The organism is Amycolatopsis sp. NBC_01488 (genome assembly GCF_036227105.1).
In the GTDB taxonomy this organism is placed as follows: Bacteria; Actinomycetota; Actinomycetes; order Mycobacteriales; family Pseudonocardiaceae; genus Amycolatopsis.
In genome coordinates, this window is the sequence record NZ_CP109434.1 from 7,976,958 (window position 1) to 7,999,741 (window position 22,784).

Sequence of the window (22,784 nt, forward strand, 5' to 3'; positions counted from 1 at the left end):
CCGCGCGATCGCGCCGCGTGAGTGTGGATCGCGGGCGTAGCTCCTGGTGAGCGCAGTGCGCTAGGCCATTCGGCTCAATTTTGCACTTTGCCGGATGCAACAGTCCGCACACGGGCTCGATACCGCAGACCGCGCGACCGCGCACGACGGAAGCCGACTCGTGTCCGGTTCGCCCCAATTTTGCGCGCCACGCAATTTTTTGCGGGGCGCGCAAGTTTTTCGCTACACTCCGTTCATGCCGCCGGACGAACCACCGAAGCTGACGCTGCGGGAACGCAAGAAGCGCGAAGCCCGCCGGGCACTCGCGCAGGCCGCGTTGCGGCTCTCGATGGACCGCGGGCTGGAGAACGTGCGGGTCGAGGACATCGCCGCCGAGGTCGGTGTCTCGCCCCGCACATTCAACAACTACTTCTCCAGCAAGGAACAGGCGGTCTGCTCGGTGGTCGTCGACCGCCACGAGGGAATGCGCGAAGCCCTGCTCGCCCGGCCCGAGGGCGAGCCGCTCTGGGAGTCGGTCAAGCAGGCGGTGATCCACCAATATTCGCGTGAGGGCGAGCCGGATCGCGCGTATGTTGCGCGTATCCGGGAGCTGATGGGCCAGCTGATGCTGCGCGGCGAGTTCCTCAACGCCCACGCGGCGGTCGAACGCGTCCTTGCCGAGACCATCGCGAAGCGGGCGGGCGGGGCGGACCACCTCCTGTGCCGGCTGATGGCCTCCACGGTGGAAAGCGCTGTCCGCGTCGCCTTCGTCAACTGGTTCATGACCGAGGGCGAGCCGTTCCTCCCGACCCTGGAACGGCTGCTGGACGAGCTGGCCACCGGGATGCCCACCCTGACCGCCGGCACCGGACCGAACACCACCACCACACTGGGGGAACCGTTGTGCTAGTCAAGCTCCTGCGCAGTCACCTGCGCCCCTACAAGACGACGTTGTGGGTGATCGTGCTGCTGCAGCTCGTGCAGACGATCGCCATGCTCTACCTGCCGACGCTCAACGCCGACATCGTCGACAACGGGCTGATCAAGGGCGACCTGGGGTACATCCTGCGCGTCGGCGCCGTGATGCTGGCCGTGACGCTGGCCCAGATCGCCGGGTCGATCGGCGCGGTGTACTACGGCGCCCGCACCGCGATGGCGGTCGGGCGCGACATCCGCTCCGGCGTCTTCCACCGCGTGCAGGACTTCTCCGCCCGCGAGGTCGGCCAGTTCGGCACGCCGTCGCTGATCACCCGCACCACCAACGACGTCCAGCAGATCCAGATGCTGGTCGTGATGACGCTGACGCTGATGGTGTCGGCGCCGATCATGTGCATCGGCGGGATCATCCTGGCGCTCAACCTCGACGTGCCGCTCTCCTCGCTGCTGCTGGTGATCGTGCCGGTGCTGGCGGTCGCGGTCGGCACGATCATCACGAAGATGCGCCCGGCGTTCCGGCTGATGCAGGAACGCATCGACAAGATCAACCAGGTGCTGCGCGAGCAGATCATGGGCATCCGCGTCATCCGCGCGTTCGTCCGCGACAAGCACGAGCGGGAGCGCTTCGACGCCGCGAACGACCAGCTGCTCACGGTTTCGCTGCGCGTCGGCAGGCTGATGGCGCTGATGTTCCCGATCGTCATGCTGGTGATGAACACCTCCAGCGTCGCGGTGCTGTGGTTCGGCGGGCAGCGCATCGACTCCGGCAGCATGCAGATCGGGGCCCTGACGGCGTTCCTGGCCTACCTGCTGCAGATCCTGATGTCGGTCATGATGGCCACGTTCATGTTCATGATGGTGCCGCGCGCGGAGGTCAGCGCCGAGCGGATCAGCGAGGTGCTCGACACCGAGTCGAGCGTCCGCCTGCCGGTGTCGCCGATCCGCCCCGGCGCGGTGCACGGGCACCTGGAGCTGTCCGGGGTCGAGTTCCGCTACCCCGGCGCGGAAAAGCCGGTGCTGTGCGACATCTCGCTGATCGGGCGGCCGGGTGAGACCACCGCCGTGATCGGGTCGACGGGTACCGGCAAGACCACGCTGCTCAACCTGATCCCGCGGCTCATGGACGCCACGAAGGGCACGGTGAAGGTCGACGGCGTCGACGTGCGCGACCTCGACCCGGCGGTGCTCGCCCGCGCGGTCGGGCTGGTGCCGCAGAAGCCGTACCTGTTCGCCGGGACGGTGGCGAGCAACCTGCGCTACGGCGATCCCGACGCCACCGACGAAGAGCTGTGGCACGCGCTGGAAGTCGCGCAGGGCAAGGACTTCGTCGCAGCGATGCCCGAAGGCCTCGACGCACCGATCGCCCAGGGCGGCACGAACGTCTCGGGCGGCCAGCGGCAGCGGATCGCGATCGCGCGGATGCTGGTGCACAAGCCGGAGATCTACCTGTTCGACGACTCGTTCTCGGCGCTGGACTACGCGACCGACGCGGCCCTGCGCCGGGCGCTGGTGTCGGAAACCGCCGACGCGACGGTGATCATCGTCGCCCAGCGCGTCAGCACCATCCGGGGCGCCGACCGCATCATCGTCCTCGACGAGGGCCGCGTCGTCGGCACCGGAACCCACCACGAGCTGTTCGACGGCAACGAGACCTACCGCGAGATCGTGCTGTCCCAGCTGACCGAGCAGGAGGCGGCGTGAGTACCACGGAACAGTCCGCCGTCACCGAGGCGGGGGAACGCCCGACCGCGCAGCGGCACAAGAACACCGGGGCCGCGACGGCCGGTCCCGGCCGGTGGATGGCCGGCGGCGCGCCGCCGGAGAAGGCCCTCGACTTCAAGGGGTCGCTCAAGCGCCTCCTGCAGCTGCTCGCCCCGCAGCGGCTCCAGCTGGTCGGGGTGCTCGTGCTGGGCGCGGCGAGCGTCGCGCTGACGGTGATCGGCCCGAAGATCCTCGGCCAGGCCACCGACGCGATCCTCGCCGGCGTGCTCGGCAAGCAGGTGCCGCCGGGGGTCACCAAGGAGCAGATCGTCGCCGGGCTGCGCGCCCGCGGCGACGGCACGCTCGCCGACATCTACAACCGCGTCGACCTCGTACCCGGCGTCGGCATCGACTTCGACAAGGTCGGGCAGATCCTGCTGACCGTGCTGGCGCTGTTCGTCATCGCGTCGTTCTTCGGGCTGATCCAGGCCCGGCTGACGACGACGCTGGTGCAGCACGCGGTCTACCGGCTGCGCCAGGACGTCGAGGAGAAGTTCGCGCGGCTGCCGCTGAAGTACTTCGACCGCCAGCCGCGCGGCGAGGTGCTTTCCCGCGTCACCAACGACATCGACAACCTGGCGATGTCGCTGCAGCAGACGCTGTCGCAGATCGTCTCGTCGCTGCTGACGGTGATCGGCGTGCTGATCATGATGTTCCTGATCTCGCCGCTGCTCGCGGTGATCGCGCTGGTCACGGTACCGCTGTCGGCCGTCGTGGCGGCGAAGATCGGCAAGCGGGCGCAGCCGAACTTCATCAAGCAGTGGTCCACGACCGGGAAGCTCAACGCGCACATCGAGGAGATGTACACCGGGCACTCGCTGGTCAAGGTGTTCGGCCGCCGCGACGAGTCCGCGGCGATCTTCGACAAGCAGAACGAGACGCTGTACGAGGCGAGCTTCCGGGCGCAGTTCATCTCCGGGATGATCCAGCCGGCGATGATGTTCATCGGCAACCTGAGCTACGTCCTGGTCGCGGTGATCGGCGCGCTGCGCGTCGCGTCGGGCAGCCTGACGCTCGGCGAGGTGCAGGCGTTCATCCAGTACTCGCGCCAGTTCAGCCAGCCGGTGACGCAGATCGCCAGCATGGCGAACCTGCTGCAGTCCGGCGTCGCCTCGGCCGAGCGGGTGTTCGCGCTCCTCGACGCCGGAGAGCAGGCACCGGAGCCCGAGCACCCGGAGCGGCCGTCGGTGATCCGCGGGCGGGTCGAGTTCCAGGACGTCTCGTTCCGCTACCTGCCGGACGAGCCGTTGATCGACGACCTGTCGCTGTCGGTGGAGCCCGGGCAGACGGTGGCGATCGTCGGCCCGACCGGCGCGGGCAAGACCACGCTGGTCAACCTGCTCATGCGGTTCTACGAGCTGGACGGCGGCCGCATCACCCTGGACGGCGTGGACATCGCGAAGATGAACCGCGAGGAGCTGCGCGACCAGACCGGCATGGTGCTGCAGGACGCGTGGCTGTTCGGCGGCACGATCGCGGAGAACATCGCCTACGGCGCGGACGACCCGACCCGCGAGGAGATCATCGAAGCGGCGACGGCGACGTACGTCGACCGGTTCGTCCGGACGCTGCCGGACGGCTACGACACGGTGCTCGACGACGAGGGCGGCACGGTCAGCGCGGGCGAGAAGCAGCTGATCACGGTGGCGCGGGCGTTCCTGGCCAAGCCGGTCATCCTCATCCTGGACGAGGCGACCAGCTCGGTCGACACCCGCACCGAGGTGCTCATCCAGCGGGCGATGAACTCGCTGCGCAGCGGCCGCACGAGCTTCGTCATCGCCCATCGGCTTTCGACGATCCGCGACGCGGACGTGATCCTGGTGATGGAGCACGGCCAGATCGTCGAGCACGGCGACCACGAAACGCTCCTGAGCAGCGGCGGCGCCTATGCCCGGCTGTACGCGGCCCAGTTCGCCGAAGCGATGGCGGAGACGGACTGACGCGGGCTCCGGCCGATCCGGCCGTCGGTCCCGGTACCCTGAAAGCCTTCGAGCGGAAGGGGTACCGGGCACCGATGGCCGACCGGCTCGAGGAGTACCGCGGCAAGCGCGGGAAGGACCGCACCCCCGAACCCTGGCCCGACGGTCCGCCGGAGCCCGGGGGCGACGACCTCTTCGTCATCCAGGAGCACCACGCCTCCCGGCTGCACTGGGACTTCCGGCTGGAGCGCGCCGGCGTGCTCGTGTCGTGGGCCGTGCCGCGGGGGCTGCCGCTCGCACCCGGCGTGAACCGGCTCGCGGTGCACACCGAGGACCACCCGATGGAGTACCTCACGTTCTCCGGCGAGATCCCGGCCGGCGAGTACGGCGGTGGCCGGATGACCGTGTGGGACACCGGGAAGTACGAAACCCTGCACTGGAACGACCACAAGGTCGAGGTCGTCTTCCACGGCGAGCGGGCGCGCGGCAAGTACGTGTTCCTCAACCGGCACAACGCCGACGACGACCGCGACTGGATGCTGCGGCGCCTCGACCCGGCCGAGCCGGGGCACGAGGACGCGCCGGAGTTCCTCGAGCCGATGACCGCCGTCGCGGGCACCCTGCCCGCCGACGACGACGAGTGGGCGTACGAGTTCGCCTGGGGCGGCGACCGCACGATGGTGTGCGTCTCCGGCGGCCGGCTCACCGCCCACGACGATACGGGCGCCGACGTCACCGGCCGGTACCCGGAGCTGCACAAGGTCGGCGAAACCCTCGGCTCGACCGAAGTGCTGCTGGACGGCGAGATGGTGATCGTCCGCGACGGCCGCCCGGATCCCGGCGGCCTCGACGAACGCCGCCGGGTGGACGGGACCGCCGCCAAGCAGATGATGCGGCACTGCCCGGCGTTCTTCTTCGCCTTCGACCTCCTGCACCACGAGGGCCGCCCGACGCTGGAGCTCCCGTACCTGCAGCGCCGGGAGATGCTGGCCGATCTCGGCCTGTCCGGCAGCAACTGGCAGGCGCCCCAGTACTTCCTGGGCAACGGCGAGGCCGTCCTGGCCGCGGCGCGCCAGCACGGCCTTGGCGGGATCCACGCCAAGCGCGCCGACAGCCCCTACCGCCCCGGCGAGGCGGACGGCGACTGGCTCCGGATCGAGGCCTGACCTGTCCCTCAGTCGCCGCGGGCGAGCACGACCACGCCGGCCACGACGACCACCGCGCCGGCGACCACGTTGCCGACGAGCGCGGCCGTCGATGGCTGCGTCTCGGCCGCGTGCCGCAGCAGCCACGGCGAAAGCGCGGCCCACGCGCCGAGGACCGGGACGACCCAGCCGAGGAAGCGCAGCCGCCGCATCGCGATCGCCAGCGCGATCAGGACCACGCCGACGGCGGTGTTGCTGAACGCGAGCACGCCCGCGCCGCCGAACCCGGTGACCCAGGGGGCGAGCACGAGGTAGAGACCGGCGAGCAGGACGAGGCCCGCGGCCGCGCCGAGCACGGCGGTCCGCTGCCCGCCGGCCGGGGTGCTGTGCGAAGTCATCTCCTCACCTCCACCCCGGAGAGGTACCCCGCGGTAGCGGCCGGTAACCGGGGCCTGCCCGCAGCCCTCGAGGCGGGCAGGCCCCGGACGCCGGCTCAGCAGCCGCAGGTGTAGTACGTGATGTCCCAGTGGTTGCCCTCGTCGCAGTAGAGGTTGCCGGAGCCGGCCTTCCACTGCGGGTAGCCGTCGCCGCGCAGCCCGATGTAGCTGAAGGTGTTCTTGATGTAGCTGTCGATGCAGCTGTTGTGCGCGATGTCGACCTTGTAGCCGTTGTAGTGGCTGTAGGTGCCCGACGCGTGGCCGACCTCGGTCCCGCCGGTGATGTTGATCGCGCAGCCGCTGGCCCGCTTCAGCGTGATCACGCCGGTGACCGTCGTCTGGTTGATCTGCTCGTAGGACGTGCACGTCGAGTTGGACCGCGTGGTGCAGTTCCCGCTCGACGAGTGCGTGACCCCGGCGGCGGACAGCTGCGACGCCGCCTGCGCCTGGGTGAGCTTGGTGACCTCGACGCTCGCCGACGCGGTGCCGATGGTGGCGAACGCCACCGTCGCGGCCGAAGCGGTCAGTCCTGCCGCCACGCGCGTGAGCATCCGTTGTCCCGGCATGCCTTGCCTCCTCGGGTACGACGATCCGAACGGCGGCAGCCAACTGGGCACGGCCATAACTTCGCCAAACGACGCGGCCGCCGGGTGCGCTGCGGCCGCGTCAGGTCCTGATCTTCGTCAAGACTTCACGAGTCCGGTCCCGTGCCGGGGATTCGCTGGTGACGGCGGTGAGGCCCCGCAGCGCGAGCAGCTCCCACAGCGGGAACCCGAGCTCGGCGAAGAGGTCGGCCGACGTCCGCAGCAGCCGCGCCGCCTCCGGCCCGCGGCCCTCGTCCGCGTGGGTGCGGCCGAGGCTGAGCAGGGCGTAGCCGGCGCCGCGGCGGTCACGCAGCTCCCGGAACACCCCCATCGCGACGCGCAGGTGCCGCCGCGCGCCCGCCGGGTCGCCCGCGCGGCGGCGGGCCTCGGCCAGGCAGCGGTGGGTGTAGGCGGCGGCATGCCGGTGCCCGAGCTGTTCGAACAGCGTCAGCGAGCGCGCCAGGCAGCGTTCCCCGTCGGCGAGCTCGCCCGCCTCGATGTGCAGGTCGCCCAGGCTGCGCAGGACGTGCGCCTCCCAGTGCCGCTCGCGGGTGCGGACGGTGCTGCCGAGCGCGCCGGCGAGCAGGTCGGCCGCCTGGTCCCAGCCGCCGTGGCGGCGCAGGACGTCGGCGTAGCGCTTGGCGGCCTGGTCGTGCCAGCGGCCGTCGTCGCACTCGCGGGCGAGCAGCATGCTCACCTCGAAGCTCTCGACCGCGCGCCGCACGTCCCCGACGTCCTCGGCCAGCGAGCCCAGCTGCGCCGCCGCGGCCGCCTGCCCGCGGCGGTCGCCGCATTCGCGCAGCAGGTCCAGGGCCTCCAGCAGCCCGGCTTCGGCGGCCCGCGGGTCCCCGCCGTCGAGGTCGACGTCGGCGAGCGCGGCCAGCACCGCGCCGGTGCCCTGCGGGTCGTCGAGCTGCCGGAAGCGGTTCTCGGCCATGACGAAGTAGTTCCGCGCCTGCCGGGCGTGGCCGTGCTGCCAGTGCAGCGAGCCGAGGTTGTACAGCTTCTCCGCTTCCGCGTGCGGGTCCTGGCGGCGGCGGGCCGCGGCCAGGCCGAGCACCGACACGGCGTGGGCGGCGTGGCCGAGCCACGGCGTGCCGGCCAGCGCCGTGCACGCGTCGGCGAGGCGTCCGGTGAGGTCGTGCCAGCCGTGCGCGCCGGCCAGCCGCGCGGCCGCGGCGAGGTGGGCGGTCTCTTCGACCGCCCAGGCCGCCGGATCGGCCGAAACCCGGCGCAGCACAGCGGGATCGGGCTTCGGCAGATCGGCCGGCATACCGCCCTGGGCGTGTTCGGCGAGGACGAGGGTGGCTTCGCAGGCTCGACGGAGCGCGGCTGAGTCGGTTTCCGGGTTTTCGGTGAGGACGAGCCGGGTGAAGGACGGAACAGCCCAGTGGGGTGTGTCGGGGCGCCGGGAGCCCGGCCTGAGCTGGTCGCGCGGATCTTCTTCCCCGGCTCGGTCCGCGGCACCGGCCCGTTCCACCAAGTGCGCCGCGGCCAACTCTTCGAGCCGGTCGCGGGCCTCGTCCAGCGGGCGGTCCAGCAACGCGGCCACGCACCAGTCCGGTACCGGCCCTTCGAACGCCGCCAGCAGCCTCAGCAACGACCGATCCACGGCCGGCTGCTCGCGCAGCGCCGACGTCACCTCCGCCCGGACGCTGAGGTCGCCGGTGGCCAGCTCGTCGAGCCGACGACGGTCGTCGGACAAGCGGGCCGCCAGCTCCCCCACCCGCTGGTTCGGCCGGGCCGCCAACTTCGCCCCGGCGATCCGGACGGCGAGCGCGAGCCCGGCGCACGACGCGAGAAGCCGTTGAGTCGCTTCGGGTTCCGCGCGCAGCCGCGCCTCCCCCGCGATCGCCGCGAGCAGCGCCCAGGCGTCCTCAGTGGACAGTCCGGCGACCGGCACCGGCCGCGCCCCGCACAGGCCGGGCAGCTCGCGGCGCGTCGTCACCAGCGTCGCGCAACCGGGCCCGCTGGGGAGCAACGCCCGCACCTGCGCCTCGGTCGTGACGTCCTCCAGCAGCACCAGCAGCCGGCGGTCGGCGGTGTAGCTGCGCCACAACCTGGTCAGGCCCGCGCGGTCGGCCAGCTCCGCCGGTCTCGCGCCGAGCACGCGCAGGAACCCCGCCAAGACCGTCGCGGGGTCGGCGTCGCGCAGGGAAGCGGTCAGCTGGCCGTCGGGGAAGCGGCGGCGCGCCCGCCAGGCCGCCTGGACGGCCAGCGCGGACTTCCCGGCCCCGGCGGCTCCGTGCAGCACGACGGGGCCCGGGCCGCGCAGGGCCCGGCCGACGTCGGCGAGCTCGGCCGTACGGCCGGTGAAGTCGGGCACCGCGGGCGGGAGCTGGGCGGGCGGCCCGGGGGTCGTCCACTCGGTGCCGGCGATCCGGCGGTACACCGCGACGAGGTCGTCGCCGGGCCAGACGCCCGCCTCTTCCCAGAGCGCCCGCCGCGTCCGGCGGAGCACCTCCAGGGCCGACTCGCGGTGGCCGACGGCGCCGAGCGCGGACGCGAGCCGGGCGGCGAAGCGCTCGTCGGCAGGCCGGGCCGCGACGACCGGGTCCAGCCGCTCGACCACGGCCCGGCCGTCGCCGTCGGCGAGCTCCAGCTCGACCAGCTGCAGGAGCGCGGCCGAGCGCCGGTCCTCCAGCCACAGCTTGTGCGCCTCCAGCAGCGGACCGCCCGCCACGTCGGCGAAGGCGTCACCGCGCCAGCACGCCAACGCCCGTTCGAGCGCGCGACGGCGTTGCGCGCGGTCGTCGGCACCGGCGGACAGCAGCGTCAGGAAGTCGTCGGCGTCCAGCTCTCCCGGCTCGACGGTCAGCGCGTAGCCGCGCGGTCCCGAACGCAGGCGTTGCCCGGCCTCGGCGGCCCCGAGGCCGGGCGAGAGCGTCTTGCGCAGCTTCGACACGGTGACCTGCACGATCGCCGCGGCGCTCGACGGCGCGCCGTCCGGCCACAGCTCGTCGACGAGGGTGTCGCGGCCGACGAACTGGCCGGCGCGCGCGAGCAGCACGGCGAGCAGCCGCCGCGGCTGGGCCGCCGACGGCAGCGCGACGGAGGCGGTCATCGGACCGAGGACCTGGAACCGCACGGCTACACCTCATCCGCGAGATCACCTGATCAAGCGGGGTGAATGTAGCCGTCCGAGGCTGGGCATTTCCCTCGATCACCCGGATGGCCGACGACGTTGGTTCAGGAGTTTGCCAGCAGCTTGCCCAGCAGCTCCGGGTTGTCCGCCAAGCCGGCTCGCAGCGTGTGCTCGCGCAGCGGCCTTAGGTCGCCGTAGGGCTGGTTCGCCCAGTCCAGGCGGCCCTGCGGCGGCTCGGGGTCGTACTCGATGGCGAACTGGACGTTCGTCGCGATCTGCCGCCCGGCCAGCCGTTCGACCAGGTGCAGGGCCAGGTCGATGCCGGCCGAGACGCCCGCCGCGGTGATCACCCGGCCGTCCTCGACCCAGCGCTCGGCGACCGGCGTCGCGCCCAGCCCGGTCAGCAGGTCGCGGAACATCCAGTGCGTCGTCGCCCGCTTGCCGTCGAGCAGCCCGGCCGCGCCGAGGACCATCGCGCCGGTGCAGACGGACGTCACCAGCTCGGCGCCGGCGGCCGCGGTGCGCAGCCAGGCGAGCAGGCGCTCGTCCGACATGGCTTTCAGCGTCGGCACGGTGCCGCCGGGCACCAGCACCGCGTACGGCGAAGGCACTTCGTCGAACGTGTGGCTCGGCGCGACGCTCAGCGGCGTGTCGGTGCCGACGGTGTCCTTCGTGGCCCCGACGACGACGGTCCGGTAACCCGGGTCGAGCTGGGCCAGGGCGCTCAGCACCTGGAGCGGGCCCACCAGGTCCAGCGGCGTCAGCCCCGGGTAGACGACGAAGGCGAGGGTCTTCTGCTCAGCGGTCATGGCCCCACCCTGGCGAGGAGCCGCGGCCCCCGGGACGTGGATGTCCGAAATCCTGCGAACCGCGTCCGAGCGCCGGTCCGGGTGTTAGCGTGCGATCATGCCAGGCTCACCCAGACGGGTCACGATCGTCGGATTTCCCGACGTGGAGCTGCTGGACATCGCCTGCCCGGCCGACGTCCTCGACGCCGCCAACCGCCACGGCGCCCGCCCGCCGTACGAGATCCGGCTGGCCACGATCGACGGTCAGGCCGTCCGCACCTGCTCCGGCTTGGTCCTGCAACCCCACCTGCGGCTCGACCAGGTGGCGGGCGACCTCGACACGCTCGTCGTCGCGGGCGGCTGGGGCAGCACGACGGCGGCGTCCGACGAGCGCGTGCTGGCCCACATCCGGCGGCTGGCCCAGACGAGCAGGCGGGTCGCGTCGGTCTGCACGGGCGCGGAGGTCCTCGCCGCCGCGGGCCTGCTCAACGGCCGGCGCGCGACCACCCACTGGCGCTGGGCGGCGAAGCTGGCGGATGCCTACCCGGCGGTGACGGTGGACCCGGTGCCGCTCTACGTCCAGCACGGCAACGTCTACACGGCGGCCGGGGTGACCAGCGGGCTCGACCTGACCATGGCGCTCGTGGAGGCCGACCACGGGCCGACGCTGGCCCGCGAGGTGGCGCGGTCCCTGGTGACGTACCTCCAGCGGCCGGGGAACCAGGCCCAGGTCAGCCTCTTTCTGGCCGGGCCACCGCCGGAGCACCGCGAGGTCCGCGACCTCACCGCCTACATCGCCGAGCACCTCGACGAGGACCTCGGCACCCCGGCGCTGGCCGCTCGCGCCGGGATCAGCACGCGCCAGCTGACCCGCCTGTTCGACGCCCACCTCGGCACGACCCCGGGCAAGTACGTCCGCACGGTCCGCACCGAGCACGCGGCGCGGATGCTGTCCGGCACCGACCTCCCGCTGGCGACGATCGCCCGCCGCTGCGGATTCGGCTCGACGGAGACGTTGCGCCAGGCCTTCCTCGACCACTTCGACACCCCGCCGTCGGCCTACCGCCGCGTCCATGTCCGCCAGGCCTACGGCTGACCCCGCGTCGTCCCCGCGTGATCGAAGGGACGACACGGTGCATCCGGGCGAACCGGGCCGTGGGCGGCCCCTCGCGCGGGGCGGCGGATCCCGCTGTCAGGATGTGCGGGTGGACCGCCCCGACCTCGACGACGACGAAACCGGCCCGATTCGCCGGATCACGGACGAGGTGTCCCCTTCGCCGGCCCGCGGCGCGTCCGGAACGCCGGGTACGCCCCGTCCGGCCGCCCGCCGGACGCCGCCCGAAGGCGCGCGACGCGCCGCCGATCCCGCCCGCCGCCGCACCGACACCGGGCCCCAGCGGGTTCAGCGGACCGACAGCGGCAACCGGGCCGACACCGGGCCCCAGCGCGCCGCCCGGCGCGGGGACACCGGGCCGCAGCGGGTCCCGGCCGGGACCAAGCCCCGCACCGCGCAGCAACCCGAAGCCCGCACGGCCAAGAAAGCCGAGCCCCACCTCGAAACCGGGCACGGCCACGGGCATGGACACGGCCACGGACCCGCGGCCCCGGCGTCGAAGCGCGTCCGGCTGCTGCTGATCTGGCTGCTCGCTCCGCTCGCCCTGGCCACCGTCGTCGGCATGATCGTGCTCTACCCGTGGGGCAAGCCGGACCCGAAGAGCGTCGTCCCGCAGGGCACGCCCGTGGCCGCGAACATCACCGCGACGAACACCGGCCCCTGTCTGGCCCAGGGCCAGGTCCAGGTCGGCGACCAGAACGACCCCGGCGCCAAGCCCTGCCTGACCGTCGACCTCACCATGACCGACGGGCCGGCCGGCGGGAAGCAGCTCAAGCTGACCGTGCCGATCGAGCCCAGCACCCCGCGGTTCACCGCGGGCGACGCCGTCGTGCTCGCCTACAACGGCGGGAACGCGGGCGACCCGGCGAGCTTCCAGCTCGTCGACTTCCAGCGCGGCACGCCGCTGCTCGTGCTCGCCGCGCTCTTCGCCGTCGCCGTGCTGGTGCTGGGCCGCTGGCAGGGCGTCGCCGCGCTCGTCGCGCTCGGCCTGTCGTTCCTGGTGATCGCCCTGTTCATCCTCCCGTCCATCCTCGCGGGCGAAAACCCGCTGGTGGTGGCCATCGCCGGATCCGGCGCGATCATGTTCATCGCGCTCTACCTGACCCACGGCCTGACGGCGAGAACGTCCGCGGCCGTCCTCGGCACGCTCGCCAGCCTCGCCCTGATCGGTGTCCTGTCGGCGATCTTCTCCGCCGCGGCGTCGCTGACCGGGCTCGACGACAGCACGTCGACGCTCATCGGGTCGCTGGGCCACGGCATCGACTCGCGCGGGCTGCTGCTCGCCGGCGTCGTGATCGGCGCGCTCGGCGTGCTCGACGACGTCACCGTCACCCAGACCAGCGCCGTCTGGGAACTCCGCCGCGCCAACCCCGACCTGAGCTGGCAGGAGCTGTACCGCTCGGGCCTGCGGATCGGCCGCGACCACGTCGGTTCGGCGGTCAACACGCTCGTGATGGCCTACGCCGGGGCCGCGCTGCCGGTGCTGCTGTATTCGTCGATCTCCGGCGTCGGGCTGGGCGCGCTGCTGGGCAGCGAGGAGATCGCGCAGGAGATCATCCGCACGCTCGTCGGCAGCGTCGGCATCGTCGCGGCCGTCCCGGTGACGACCGTCCTGGCCGCGCTGATCGCCTCCCGCGAGCCGGCCGAGTACCTCAGCAGCACCATGAAGGCGGTTCCGTCCCACCCGTAACACCGGCGCACCCCGGCCGCGACGGACCAGCGAGAACGCGGTAGGAAGGCGGCAGCCGACCCGGGAGGCGCCATGTTCCTGCTCGCCGGACCGCGATCCCTCGTCCGTGGCGCGCTGCGGGTGGTCACGGCCACCGTCCAGGCCGTCGAATCCCTGCCACGCATCGCCACGGCTCTCGAAGACGTCCGGGCGACGCTGCACCACGTCGAGCGCCTCGCCGCCTACATCGCGCAAGAGGTCCCGGAGCTCGTGTACCAGCTCGAGCAGCTGCGCGAGGCGGATGAGGAGCTCAGTCGAGAGTCGCCACGAACCGGCTGACGGCCTCCATCGTGAACCGCTGGACGTACTTGCCGGACGGCGCCACCGAAGCCAGCCGGTAGAGCGGCCGCTCGGCCACGCCGGAGCCGCGCGCCTCGGCCTTCAGCTCGGCGACCAGCAGCTCCCCGAACACGAGCCCGTTCGCCTCGACGTTGTTCATCAGCGCGTTGGCGAGCTTCCGCAGCTGGAGGATGCCCAGCTCGCGGCCGCCGGTCCCGGAGAACACCGCGAGATCGACCTTCCCGACCTTGCCCCGCTGGCCGGCGTTGACCAGCAGGCTCACCGTGCGGGAGCCGCGGACGTCGCCGATCACCAGGTCGAGCCGCGTCGCGGCGACCAGGTCGACTCGGCGCAGGCCCCAGGTGCGCACGAGCAGCGTCGAGCCCTCCAGCCAGACGCGGCGCCGGATGCTGACCGCCATCACGTACAGCAGCGGCAGCGCGATCACCAGCGCGACGGCCAACCCGAGCACGGTGCCGCCGATCAGGCCCGCGACGCCGCCGAACGCGGCGGCGACGATCACCACGCCGATCAGGCCCGAGATCCCGCGGCGACGGCGTCCGCGCGGGTCCTCCTCGAACAGCGCCAGCCGCTCCTGCTGCTCCTCCGCCATGCTCACGCCCCCGTCCCGGCGAGGAACGGGTTGCCCGCGCGTTCCCGCCCGATCGTCGTCGCCGGGCCGTGCCCCGGCAGCACCACCGTGTCGTCCGGCAGGCTCTCCAGCAGGGCACGCACCGACTCCGCGTCGGCACCGCGGCCGACCGATCCGGCGAACAGCGTGTCGCCGGTGAGCGCGAGCCGCCCGCCCTCGGGCGTCGTCAGGCCGAGCACCACGGATCCCGGCGTGTGCCCGGGGACGGGCCGGACGTCGACGTCCAGGCCGGCGAAAGTGCCCGCTTCGAGCGGCACGGAGTCGCCCTCGTACAGCTGCGCGTCACCGGGGTGCAGGTGCAGCGGGACGCCGTGGGCCGCGGTGACACCGGCGGCCGAAGCGACGTGGTCCGGGTGCCCGTGGGTGGCCACGAGCGCCGACGGGACCAGCCGGTGCCCGGCGAGCGCCGCGGCCAGCGGCCCGGCCACGTCCTCCCCCGGGTCCACGACCACGCACGGCCCACCGGCGGCTTCCGCCAGCAGGTAGCAGTTGGCCTGCAGCGGGCCGCTGCCGAACCCGACGACGAGCACCGAACGCCTCCCGGACTTCCGCGCCGGATGGCGCCGATCACGATCGGGTTGAGACTAGCGGGCCCTGTACATGGTCCTCACAGGCTGTGCCCATACACTGCCGCTACCTCAGACGTGTGACACGAGCGGAAACCTGGAGGGTACGGGGTGGCGACCAACCAGCAGCGCCGCGAAGCTGCGAAGCGCAAACTCGAGCGACAGCTCGATCGCCGTAAGGAGCAGCGGAAGCGACGCCAGCAGATCGGCATCGGCGTGGTGGCCGTGTCCGTGCTCGTCGTCGCCGGTGTCGTGGTCTGGATCGTGACCGCCAACGGGGCGAACACGGCGGACACCGCGGCGTCCTCGTCGGCCGCCCCGCCGCCCACCGAACTGCAGATCCCGACGCAGCGCACGGCGCTGCCGAAGCGGTCGAAGCCGCTGCCCAACCCGACGACGTGCGACTTCAAGGCCGACACGACGGGCAAGACGCCGAAGAAGGTGAACCTGCCCGACGGCAAGAACGTCCCGTCGACCGGCACGGTGAACGTGACGCTGAAGAGCACCGCGGGCGATATCCCGCTGACGCTCGACCGGGCGCTCGCGCCGTGCGCGGTGCAGAGCTTCGTCAGCCTCGCGAAGCAGAACTTCTACAACGACACCATGTGCCACCGGCTCGGCACCGAGGGCCTGCAGATGCTGCAGTGCGGTGACCCGTCGGCCACCGGCGACCCGTCGGCCGACGGCCAGGGCGGCCCCGGCTACACGATGCCGGACGAGGCGTTCCCGGAGATCAAGTACGGCCGCGGCATCCTCGCCATGGCGAAGACGTCCGCCCCGAGCTCCGGCGGCAGCCAGTTCTTCATGGTCTACGGCACCGCCGACGGCCTCCCGGCGGACTACTCCGTGTTCGGCAGCATCAGCGACGAGGGCCTGAAGGTGCTCGACGCGGTCGCCAAGGCCGGCATCGCGAACCCGAACCCGCAGGACGGCACCGGCGCGCCGACGAAGCAGGTCAAGTTCACGGGCGTCACCGTCCAGTAGTGCCGGGACGCCTCGAGCTGAACGGGGACCCGCTCGGCCCGGACGCCGCCGTCGCGGCGATGACCTCCTACGGTCACTTCACCGCGATGCAGGTCCGGGACGGGCGGGTCCGCGGCCTCGCCTTCCACCTCGAGCGGCTGGCGGCGAGCACGCGCCTGCTGTTCGGCAGCGATCTCGACGTCGACCTCGTCCGGTCCTACGTCCGGCAGGCGATCGACGGTGAACCCGCGCTTTCGGTGCGCGTCCTGGTGCTCACGCGCTCGTTCGACGAGCCGATGCGGCCGGAGATCCTGGTCCGGACGCTCCCGCCGCACCCGCCCGACCCGGCGCCGCTGCGCCTGGGGACCGTGCGCTACCAACGCGATCTGCCGCAGGTGAAGCACCTGGGCACGTTCGGCCTGATCTACCACGCCCGCCAGGCGGAGCTGGCCGGCTACGACGACGCGCTGTTCGTCGACCCCGCCGGCCGGATCAGCGAGGCGTCGGTCTGGAACGCCGGATTCCTGGCCGGCGACACGGTCGTGTGGCCGGAAGCCGCGGTGCTGCCGGGGATCACGATGCTGGTGCAGAAGGAAGCCCTGCGCCGCCTGGGCGTCCCGCAGGAGACACGCGAGGTCCGGCCCGCCGACCTGCGCGACTTCGACGCCATGTTCGTGACGAACTCCGAGACCCCGGGCCGCGCGGTGGCCTCGGTCGACGACCTCGTGCTGCCACCCGCGGACCGCGCGGTGGAGCTGCTCGCGTCGGCCTACGAAACCGTGCCCTGGGACGAGATCTGAACCGCGCCCGCGCCCGCCCCGTGTAGAGGGGGCAACACCGGGACCCGACCGGGTCACCGGGGAGAGGGTGGGCGACCATGGCCGAAAACCGGGTTCCCGCGGTCCGCCGCGTCCTCGGGCGAGCCGGGCAGGCCGGTGCCGCCGGTGTCCTCTTCGCCGTGCTCGCCGGCGGTCCCGCGCTCGCGCAGGCCACACCGCCGCCGCCGGTCAAGTACTTCATCGTCCCGCACGCCGACAACCCCGAGGACATCACGCTGTTCAAGATCGCCGAACGGGCCCTCGGCGACGGGAACCGGTTCCCCGAGATCTTCCAGCTGAACAAGGGACGGCCGCGGCCGGACGGGACGCCGTTCACCGACCCCACGGCCATCGAGCCCGGCCAGGTGCTGCAGCTGCCCGACGACGCCAAGGACCCGGCCGTGCAGTACGGGCCCCTGCCCGCCGCTCCCCCCGCCGCCGTCCCGCAGGCCGCCGTTCCGCAGGCGAAACCCGCCGAAGCACCCTCGTCCGGTCTCGGCGTCGGGCTCGCGTCGGCGGTCAGCGGCACCGGGGGCCTGCTGACCGGCCTGATCGCCGGGCTCTGGTGGCGACGGCGCCCGCAGCTCGTCCCGCCGCCGCCGTTCGAACCGGCCGAGCACGCCGAGTCCGCCGAGTCCGCCGACGGGTCCGGCTCGGTGAGCGGAACCCTGCCGATCCCGGTGGTGCCGCCCGAAGTGCTGCGGCCGGAACCGATCACCACCGAGCTCTCGATCATCGTGCTCGACACCGCCGAGACCCAGGTGATCGCCGCGGTCCGGCCCGGCTCGCGGTTCCACTTCCGGCTCGGCGGAAAACCGGACTTCGCCGACAGCTCGACCGTGCTCGTCGTCGACGGCGAAGAGGAGCAGCCCCTGAGCTGAACGGATCAACCAGCGCCCGAACGCTGGCCTTCGGGCCGCCGGTGCCGCGATAGTCGAACGATGACCTCGGATCCGTTCGGGACCCTGCGCAAGGCGCTGTGGATCGGCGGCGCCCCGTGGACCGGGAAGTCCACGGTCGCGCGCCTGCTGGCCGACCGCCACGGGCTGGCCGCCTACCACCACGACGACCGCGCCCGCCCCGGGAACGCTCCCGGCGGCGACATCCCCGCCGTCGAACAGCTGACCGCCGTGCTGGCCGAGTTCGAGCAGCGGTTCCAGTCGGCGCTGGACGAGCTGCGCGCGTGGGAGTCCCCGCGCCCGATCGTCGCCGAAGGCTGGGGCCTGCGCCCGGAACTGGTCGCCCCGCTGGTGGATTCGCCGCGCCGGATGGTGGTGCTGGTGCCGACCGAGCTGTTCCGCCAGCACCAGCTGCGCCACCGCGCGGACGAGCCCACGATCCCGGAGCAGCGGAGCTCGCTGACCCGCGACCGGATGCTGGCCGCGCAGGCGGTCCGCTCGGCGCGGGCCCGGGGCATCCGCGTCATCGAAATCGACGGCAGGCTCGATCCCGCGGGGGTCACCGACGTGGTCGCCGAGCACTTCCGCGAGTACCTGGACGCGTGACTTCCCGCGCCGGCAACGGGGTTCAGCGGTGGGTGAAGCGCGGTGGCCGTCGCTCCAGGAACGCGGCGACGCCCTCCGCGTAGTCCACGCCGTGCAGCGCCTCGGACCGGATCTCCTCGACCTCCGCGTCCGAGGTCTCCTGCCCCGCCACGATCTTTTCGATGATCCGGTTCATCCCGCGGATCGACGCCTGTGAGCGCGCGCAGAGCGTCGAGGCGAACTCCAGCGTCGACGTCTCCAGCTCGCCGGCCGGGAAGACGTCGTTGAGCAGCCCGATCTCGCGGGCCCGGCCCGCCGTGATCAGCTCGCCGGACAGCAGGAAGTACTTGGCGTGCGCCGGGCCGACCAGCGAGACCAGCTGGCGCGTCGAGTCGAAGTGGTAGACGATGCCGAGCTTCGCCGGGGTGATGCCGAACCGGGACCCCTCGGCCGCGAACCGGAAATCGCACGCCACCGAGATCTGGCAGCCGCCGCCGATGCAGTTGCCCTGGATCATCGCCACCGACGGCTTGCGCAGCGCCGTCAGCGCCGCGACCGCGCCTTCGACCGCCTTGTCGTAGCTCGCCGCGCCCTCGGCCGTCGTCCGCCGCTCGCCGAACTCGCTGATGTCCGCGCCGGCCGAGAAGTGCTTGCCCGCGCCCGCGAGCACGAGCACCTTCAGCGCCGGGTCGGCCGCCACCTCGGCCACCACGTCCGGGATCGCCGACCACATGCCGTAGGTGATCGCGTTCATCTTCTCCGGCCGGGTCAGCGTGAGCCGGGCGACTTCGCCGTCGCGCGTCAGCTCGAATCCGTCGGTCATGATGGAAATCTAACAGTGGCGCGAAGAGCGTCCGTTGAGGGCGGCGGTGGGGAGGAAGGCGGAGCTTAACTGCTCGCCCTGAGCGAAAACTGCGGTGTGTGACACGGTCCTGTCGCTAGCTTGGGGGTCATGGCGATGATCGAGGTGGGCGGGACGGCGTTCGGCTACGACGAAGCGGGCGAGGGGCCCGCGGTCGTGCTGCTGCACGCCGCCATCGGCGACCGCCGGATGTGGGACGCCCAGTTCGCCTCGCTCGCCAGCACGCACCGGGTGATCCGCTACGACCGCCGCGGCTTCGGGGAGACCTCCGACGGGCCCGGCGAGTACGCCCACTACGAGGACCTGCTGGCCCTGCTCGATGCCCGGGGGATCGAGCAGGCCGCGCTGGTCGGGGCGTCGATGGGCGGGGCGTGCGCGCTGGACGCCGCCCTGGCCGCGCCGGAGCGGGTCACCCGGGTCGTGCTGCTCGGCTCGGGCCTGACCGGGCACACCTGGCCCGAGCACATGCAGCGGGACATCGCGCGGGTGACCGCCGAGACGGTCCCCGCCGAACGTCTTGCGCGCTACGCCGCCCGCGAGGGCGACGTCGACGAGGCCGACGTGCGCGCCATGGCGGAGGCCAACATCCGCTACCTCGTGGCCGGCCCGGAGCGTGCCGTGTCCGTGCTGCCCGCCGGAATGCTCGCGCTGGTGCGGGAAATGTGCGAGCAGGTCTACCGGCACGACTGGACGGCTCCACAGTGGACGGAACGGATCCCGGACACCCGGCACCGGCTCGGCGAGATCACCACCCCCGCCCTGGTGGTGATCGGCACGGCGGACGCGCGCGGGCTCGTCGAGCTGTCCCACCACCTCGCCAAGTCGCTGCCGGACGCGGAGCTGGTCGAACTCCCCGACACCGGGCACCTCCCGGCGATGGAACGGCCGGACGAGGTCGGCTCCCTGCTGCGGAGGTTCCTCTAGGACAGTCCGCTAGGACAACAGCTTCGCGGTCAGCTCGCCGCGGCTGCGGACGTCCACCTTGCCGAACACGGACTTGAGGTGGTCCTGCACCGTGTGCGCCGAGATGCCGAGCCGGGCCGCGATGTCCGAAGTGGACCGACCGGCCAGGACTTCGTGGCAGACGTCGCGTTCGCGGGTGGTCAGGCCGTACGCCGCGAGCAGCACGCTCAGCAGCTCGGCCCCCGAGGCCCGGCCGATCGTCACCACCGTCTCGTCGCCGTCCGGGTCGGTGACCAGCCGGCCGGCGTGCAGGACGATCCAGCCGCCGCGGGCGTCGCGGACCCGGGCGCGGAACGTCCCCGTCGCCGCCGCTCGCGCGCCGGTCACCACGGCGCGCAGCAGCACCGCGAAGCGGCCGGGGGCGATCTCGTCCAGTTCGGCCTGCCACGCCGCGGCCGCGGCGGTGGCCGCCCGCTGCCGGCCGTCCGGGCCGGTCACCACGATCGCCGGGTCGGCCCGCTCCCCCGCGTCCCGCGTGCGCGCGGCCACCCGCGTCGCCGCCGCCAGCGCCGGCGCGATCGCCGTCAGGAACTCGACCTCGCGGTCGCTGAACTCGCCGCCCCGCACCAGGCCGGCCGCGCCCCACGACGTCCCGTCGACCCGGAACACCGCGCGCAGCTCGTGGCGCAGGCCCAGCGGCCGCCAGACCTCGTTGAGCCGCCCGCTGCGTTCGACGTCGCGGCGCGGCAGGTCCGAGAGCCGGGCCACCGGCACCGGACGGCCGGCCAGCTCGGCGAAGGTGTGCGGCTGGGCGCCGTCGTACTCGTAGGTCGCCAGCAGCGGCTCGTACTGCCCCGGGATCCGTGTCCGCCCGCTCGTCATCGAGCTGATCACCGCGGTGTCCGGGTCCAGCGACGCCCAGCACGTCAGCTCCGTGGGCACGACGCGCTCGACCAGCTCGATGGCGGCGGCGTGCAGCTCGGCGACCCCGAGGCCCGCCGTCGCGAGCGCCGCGATGTCGCGCCGTACTCCGCGCGCCCGGCCCTCCCACATGAACGCAGTATGCGCCGGGCCGCGGCACCCGGGTATCCCACATTCCCGGGATGGTCCGCCGTTCGCCCGGTTCCTACCGTCGGCGGCATGACCCACTTCAGTGCCCCGGGCGAAGGCCCGGAACTCGATTCGAAGGACGCGCGGATCACCGTCAAGATCGGCGCCGAGCACACCGGCGGCGCCTACGAGCTGTTCGAGGTCGACGCGCCGCGCGGGCCGTCGGTCCCGCCGCACGCCGAGCCGTGGGCGAAGAGCTTCTACGTGCTGCACGGGCGCATCACGGTCTACGTCGACGGCGAGCTGCACGACCTCGGCCCCGGCGCGTCGATCAGCATCCCGGCGGGCGCGGTCAACACGTTCACCGTGCACACGCCGTCGGCGAAGTTCCTCGCGGTCAGCCTGACCGACGCGATGGGCCGTTTCTTCCGCGACGTCGACCAGGTCCCGGCGGAGCGGATCCCGGAGGTCGCGAGCCGGCACGGCGTCGAGCTGGTGCGGCCGTGAACGCCGTCGTCCAGGTCTTCGCCGGGATCGCGGCGCTGGTGCACCTGCTCGCGTTCACCTGGGAGGTCGTGCTGTTCGAACGGCCGGGCGTGCACCGGGACATCTTCGGCATCCCGACGGAGAACCTGCCCGCCACCCGGCTGTGGTCGTTCAACGTCGGCTGCTACAACCTGTTCCTCGCCGCCGGCCCGGTCACCGGGGTGATCCTGCTGCACACCGGCCACGTCGACGCCGGGCGCGCCCTGGTGCTCTACTGCTGCGGGTTCATGGCGCTGGCCGGGGTCGCGCTCGGCGTGTCGGATCTGCTCGCCCTCAGCCGTCCGCGGGGCACCGGCCGCGGTGGCGCGTTCGCGCAGACGGTCCCGCCGGTGGTCGCCCTGGTCGCGGCCTTGTTCTAGCCGGACCCGATCAGCTGCTCGCTCCAGCTCCGGATGGCCGCGGCCTGGCCGGGCGTGAGCCGGTCGAGGACGAGCCGGCGGACGTTGGCGCCGTGTGCCCGGGTGGCGCGCTCGGCCGTGCGACGTCCTTCGCCGGTCAGCTCGATCCCGGTGCGCCGGCCGGTGGCGCCGTCCTCGATCCGCGCCACCAGGCCGCGGTTCTCCATCCGCGTCAGCAGGTGCGCGACGCGGCTCTTCTCCCAGTCGAGCGCGTCGGCCAGTTCGCCGACGCGCATCGGCCGGGTCAGCGTCATCAGGACGCTGAACTCGGCCTTCGAGATGCCGCAGTCGCGCTGCAGCCCGCGGTCGAGTTCGCGGACGAGCAGCCGCTGGGCGCGCATCCAGGTGTCCCAGAACGCCCAGTCCTCCGGGCCCATGTCCGCCATGGCGACAGTCTACGCTAGAGTTGACACGTCAACTTCTGGGGAAAGGACACCGATGAAGACACTCCTGCGCGGCGGCATGGTGGTCAGCATGGACCCGGCCGTCGGGGATCTCCCCCGCGGTGACGTGCTGATCGAGGACGGCCGGATCGCGGCCGTCGGCGCCACTGTCGACGGCTCCGACGCCGAGGTCGTCGACGCCTCGGGCAAGATCGTGCTGCCCGGGTTCGTCGACACCCACCGCCACACCTGGCAAACGGCGTTCCGCGGCCTCGGCGCCGACTGGACGTTCGACCAGTACCGCGTCGCGATGCACGGCACGCTCAAGCCGCACTACCGGCCCGAAGACGTCCACCTCGGCAACCTGCTCGGCCGGATCGGAGGCGCTGAACTCGGGCGTCAC

At 72.6% G+C, this 22,784-nt stretch carries 24 protein-coding genes; 14 read left to right on the forward strand and 10 right to left on the reverse strand.

The window, feature by feature from the left end; all coding sequences use genetic code 11:
- Window positions 1-235: 235 nt before the first annotated feature.
- The 4 genes from OG738_RS37410 to OG738_RS37425 all read left to right on the forward strand — a co-directional run bounded on the left by OG738_RS37410 (window position 236) and on the right by OG738_RS37425 (window position 5,761).
- Window positions 236-889 (forward strand): TetR/AcrR family transcriptional regulator, encoded by a 654-nt coding sequence (locus OG738_RS37410; RefSeq protein ID WP_329048108.1) that lies wholly within the window; start codon window positions 236-238, stop codon window positions 887-889.
- Entirely contained in the window at window positions 883-2,616 is a 1,734-nt protein-coding gene (locus OG738_RS37415; RefSeq protein WP_329048109.1) for an ABC transporter ATP-binding protein, read from the forward strand. The genes OG738_RS37410 and OG738_RS37415 overlap by 7 nt, the downstream gene beginning before the upstream one ends.
- The gene (locus tag OG738_RS37420) at window positions 2,613-4,616 is read left to right on the forward strand and encodes an ABC transporter ATP-binding protein (RefSeq protein WP_329048111.1); all 2,004 of its coding nucleotides are present in this window, start codon (window positions 2,613-2,615) and stop codon (window positions 4,614-4,616) included. Before OG738_RS37415 ends, OG738_RS37420 begins: the two co-directional genes overlap by 4 nt.
- A gap of 74 nt (window positions 4,617-4,690) precedes the next feature.
- On the forward strand, window positions 4,691-5,761 hold the full coding sequence (locus OG738_RS37425) for a DNA polymerase ligase N-terminal domain-containing protein (RefSeq protein WP_329048113.1): 1,071 nt from the start codon (window positions 4,691-4,693) through the stop codon (window positions 5,759-5,761).
- 8 nt (window positions 5,762-5,769) lie between these two features.
- Here the strand turns inward: OG738_RS37425 and OG738_RS37430 are convergent, their stop codons facing one another.
- From OG738_RS37430 to OG738_RS37445, 4 genes are all read right to left on the reverse strand, one after another.
- Complete coding sequence (locus OG738_RS37430; protein ID WP_329048114.1) at window positions 5,770-6,138, reverse strand: SPW repeat protein; 369 nt, start codon at window positions 6,136-6,138, stop codon at window positions 5,770-5,772.
- A 95-nt stretch (window positions 6,139-6,233) separates the two neighbouring features.
- Entirely contained in the window at window positions 6,234-6,743 is a 510-nt protein-coding gene (locus tag OG738_RS37435; RefSeq protein WP_329048115.1) for a hypothetical protein, read from the reverse strand.
- 100 nt (window positions 6,744-6,843) lie between these two features.
- Complete coding sequence (locus OG738_RS37440) at window positions 6,844-9,849, reverse strand: AfsR/SARP family transcriptional regulator (protein WP_329048117.1); 3,006 nt, start codon at window positions 9,847-9,849, stop codon at window positions 6,844-6,846.
- Between the two features lie 101 nt (window positions 9,850-9,950).
- Entirely contained in the window at window positions 9,951-10,655 is a 705-nt protein-coding gene (locus tag OG738_RS37445) for a DJ-1/PfpI family protein (protein ID WP_329048119.1), read from the reverse strand.
- Window positions 10,656-10,752: 97 nt separating this feature from the next.
- Between OG738_RS37445 and OG738_RS37450 the strand changes: the two genes are divergently transcribed.
- The 3 genes from OG738_RS37450 (at window position 10,753) to OG738_RS37460 (ending at window position 13,756) form a co-directional block, all read left to right on the forward strand.
- Window positions 10,753-11,730: a GlxA family transcriptional regulator gene (locus OG738_RS37450; RefSeq protein WP_329048121.1), complete on the forward strand. Its 978-nt coding sequence runs from the start codon at window positions 10,753-10,755 to the stop codon at window positions 11,728-11,730.
- A 109-nt stretch (window positions 11,731-11,839) separates the two neighbouring features.
- Window positions 11,840-13,438: a YibE/F family protein gene (locus tag OG738_RS37455; protein WP_329048122.1), complete on the forward strand. Its 1,599-nt coding sequence runs from the start codon at window positions 11,840-11,842 to the stop codon at window positions 13,436-13,438.
- 72 nt (window positions 13,439-13,510) lie between these two features.
- Window positions 13,511-13,756, forward strand: a complete 246-nt coding sequence (locus tag OG738_RS37460; RefSeq protein WP_329048125.1) for a hypothetical protein — start codon at window positions 13,511-13,513, stop codon at window positions 13,754-13,756.
- Here the strand turns inward: OG738_RS37460 and OG738_RS37465 are convergent.
- The gene (locus OG738_RS37465; RefSeq protein ID WP_329056953.1) at window positions 13,728-14,369 is read right to left on the reverse strand and encodes a hypothetical protein; all 642 of its coding nucleotides are present in this window, start codon (window positions 14,367-14,369) and stop codon (window positions 13,728-13,730) included. The genes OG738_RS37460 and OG738_RS37465 overlap by 29 nt on opposite strands.
- A gap of 2 nt (window positions 14,370-14,371) precedes the next feature.
- Window positions 14,372-14,938, reverse strand: a complete 567-nt coding sequence (locus OG738_RS37470) for an MBL fold metallo-hydrolase (protein ID WP_329048126.1) — start codon at window positions 14,936-14,938, stop codon at window positions 14,372-14,374.
- A 147-nt stretch (window positions 14,939-15,085) separates the two neighbouring features.
- On the opposite strand from OG738_RS37470, the gene OG738_RS37475 reads away from it, so the two are divergent.
- From OG738_RS37475 to OG738_RS37490, 4 genes are all read left to right on the forward strand, one after another.
- The gene (locus OG738_RS37475) at window positions 15,086-15,958 is read left to right on the forward strand and encodes a peptidylprolyl isomerase (protein ID WP_329048128.1); all 873 of its coding nucleotides are present in this window, start codon (window positions 15,086-15,088) and stop codon (window positions 15,956-15,958) included.
- Window positions 15,958-16,737 carry an aminotransferase class IV gene (locus tag OG738_RS37480; RefSeq protein ID WP_329048129.1) on the forward strand — a complete coding sequence of 260 codons (780 nt, stop codon included), beginning with the start codon at window positions 15,958-15,960 and terminating at the stop codon, window positions 16,735-16,737. Before OG738_RS37475 ends, OG738_RS37480 begins: the two co-directional genes overlap by 1 nt.
- A 77-nt stretch (window positions 16,738-16,814) precedes the next feature.
- Complete coding sequence (locus tag OG738_RS37485; protein WP_329048131.1) at window positions 16,815-17,636, forward strand: hypothetical protein; 822 nt, start codon at window positions 16,815-16,817, stop codon at window positions 17,634-17,636.
- A 60-nt stretch (window positions 17,637-17,696) separates the two neighbouring features.
- Complete coding sequence (locus OG738_RS37490) at window positions 17,697-18,260, forward strand: hypothetical protein (protein ID WP_329048134.1); 564 nt, start codon at window positions 17,697-17,699, stop codon at window positions 18,258-18,260.
- 22 nt (window positions 18,261-18,282) lie between these two features.
- On the opposite strand, the gene OG738_RS37495 is transcribed toward OG738_RS37490, so the two are convergent.
- Window positions 18,283-19,062, reverse strand: a complete 780-nt coding sequence (locus OG738_RS37495; protein ID WP_329048136.1) for an enoyl-CoA hydratase/isomerase family protein — start codon at window positions 19,060-19,062, stop codon at window positions 18,283-18,285.
- A gap of 129 nt (window positions 19,063-19,191) precedes the next feature.
- Between OG738_RS37495 and OG738_RS37500 the strand changes: the two genes are divergently transcribed.
- Complete coding sequence (locus tag OG738_RS37500; RefSeq protein WP_329048138.1) at window positions 19,192-20,025, forward strand: alpha/beta fold hydrolase; 834 nt, start codon at window positions 19,192-19,194, stop codon at window positions 20,023-20,025.
- Window positions 20,026-20,034: 9 nt separating this feature from the next.
- Here the strand turns inward: OG738_RS37500 and OG738_RS37505 are convergent, their stop codons facing one another.
- Window positions 20,035-21,057: a helix-turn-helix transcriptional regulator gene (locus OG738_RS37505; RefSeq protein ID WP_329048140.1), complete on the reverse strand. Its 1,023-nt coding sequence runs from the start codon at window positions 21,055-21,057 to the stop codon at window positions 20,035-20,037.
- A gap of 87 nt (window positions 21,058-21,144) precedes the next feature.
- Between OG738_RS37505 and OG738_RS37510 the strand changes: the two genes are divergently transcribed.
- Both OG738_RS37510 and OG738_RS37515 read left to right on the forward strand, forming a co-directional pair.
- Window positions 21,145-21,561 carry a cupin domain-containing protein gene (locus OG738_RS37510; RefSeq protein WP_329048141.1) on the forward strand — a complete coding sequence of 139 codons (417 nt, stop codon included), beginning with the start codon at window positions 21,145-21,147 and terminating at the stop codon, window positions 21,559-21,561.
- Complete coding sequence (locus OG738_RS37515) at window positions 21,558-21,959, forward strand: DUF1304 domain-containing protein (protein ID WP_329048142.1); 402 nt, start codon at window positions 21,558-21,560, stop codon at window positions 21,957-21,959. The genes OG738_RS37510 and OG738_RS37515 overlap by 4 nt, the downstream gene beginning before the upstream one ends.
- On the opposite strand, the gene OG738_RS37520 is transcribed toward OG738_RS37515, so the two are convergent.
- Both OG738_RS37520 and OG738_RS37525 read right to left on the reverse strand, forming a co-directional pair.
- Complete coding sequence (locus OG738_RS37520) at window positions 21,956-22,384, reverse strand: MarR family winged helix-turn-helix transcriptional regulator (protein WP_329048144.1); 429 nt, start codon at window positions 22,382-22,384, stop codon at window positions 21,956-21,958. The two genes, OG738_RS37515 and OG738_RS37520, sit on opposite strands and share 4 nt — an antisense overlap.
- A 28-nt stretch (window positions 22,385-22,412) precedes the next feature.
- Entirely contained in the window at window positions 22,413-22,784 is a 372-nt protein-coding gene (locus tag OG738_RS37525) for a hypothetical protein (RefSeq protein WP_329048146.1), read from the reverse strand.

What these genes read in the sequence shown, in the direction of transcription:
- OG738_RS37410 (WP_329048108.1), top strand. Translation starts at nt 236, where the DNA reads ATGCCGCCGGACGAACCACCGAAGCTGACGCTGCGGGAACGCAAGAAG.
- OG738_RS37425 (WP_329048113.1), top strand. Translation starts at nt 4,691, where the DNA reads ATGGCCGACCGGCTCGAGGAGTACCGCGGCAAGCGCGGGAAGGACCGC.
- OG738_RS37430 (WP_329048114.1), bottom strand. Translation starts at nt 6,138, where the DNA reads ATGACTTCGCACAGCACCCCGGCCGGCGGGCAGCGGACCGCCGTGCTC.
- OG738_RS37435 (WP_329048115.1), bottom strand. Translation starts at nt 6,743, where the DNA reads ATGCCGGGACAACGGATGCTCACGCGCGTGGCGGCAGGACTGACCGCT.
- OG738_RS37445 (WP_329048119.1), bottom strand. Translation starts at nt 10,655, where the DNA reads ATGACCGCTGAGCAGAAGACCCTCGCCTTCGTCGTCTACCCGGGGCTG.
- OG738_RS37450 (WP_329048121.1), top strand. Translation starts at nt 10,753, where the DNA reads ATGCCAGGCTCACCCAGACGGGTCACGATCGTCGGATTTCCCGACGTG.
- OG738_RS37460 (WP_329048125.1), top strand. Translation starts at nt 13,511, where the DNA reads ATGTTCCTGCTCGCCGGACCGCGATCCCTCGTCCGTGGCGCGCTGCGG.
- OG738_RS37465 (WP_329056953.1), bottom strand. Translation starts at nt 14,369, where the DNA reads ATGGCGGAGGAGCAGCAGGAGCGGCTGGCGCTGTTCGAGGAGGACCCG.
- OG738_RS37485 (WP_329048131.1), top strand. Translation starts at nt 16,815, where the DNA reads ATGGCCGAAAACCGGGTTCCCGCGGTCCGCCGCGTCCTCGGGCGAGCC.
- OG738_RS37490 (WP_329048134.1), top strand. Translation starts at nt 17,697, where the DNA reads ATGACCTCGGATCCGTTCGGGACCCTGCGCAAGGCGCTGTGGATCGGC.
- OG738_RS37495 (WP_329048136.1), bottom strand. Translation starts at nt 19,062, where the DNA reads ATGACCGACGGATTCGAGCTGACGCGCGACGGCGAAGTCGCCCGGCTC.
- OG738_RS37500 (WP_329048138.1), top strand. Translation starts at nt 19,192, where the DNA reads ATGGCGATGATCGAGGTGGGCGGGACGGCGTTCGGCTACGACGAAGCG.
- OG738_RS37505 (WP_329048140.1), bottom strand. Translation starts at nt 21,057, where the DNA reads ATGTGGGAGGGCCGGGCGCGCGGAGTACGGCGCGACATCGCGGCGCTC.
- OG738_RS37510 (WP_329048141.1), top strand. Translation starts at nt 21,145, where the DNA reads ATGACCCACTTCAGTGCCCCGGGCGAAGGCCCGGAACTCGATTCGAAG.
- OG738_RS37520 (WP_329048144.1), bottom strand. Translation starts at nt 22,384, where the DNA reads ATGGCGGACATGGGCCCGGAGGACTGGGCGTTCTGGGACACCTGGATG.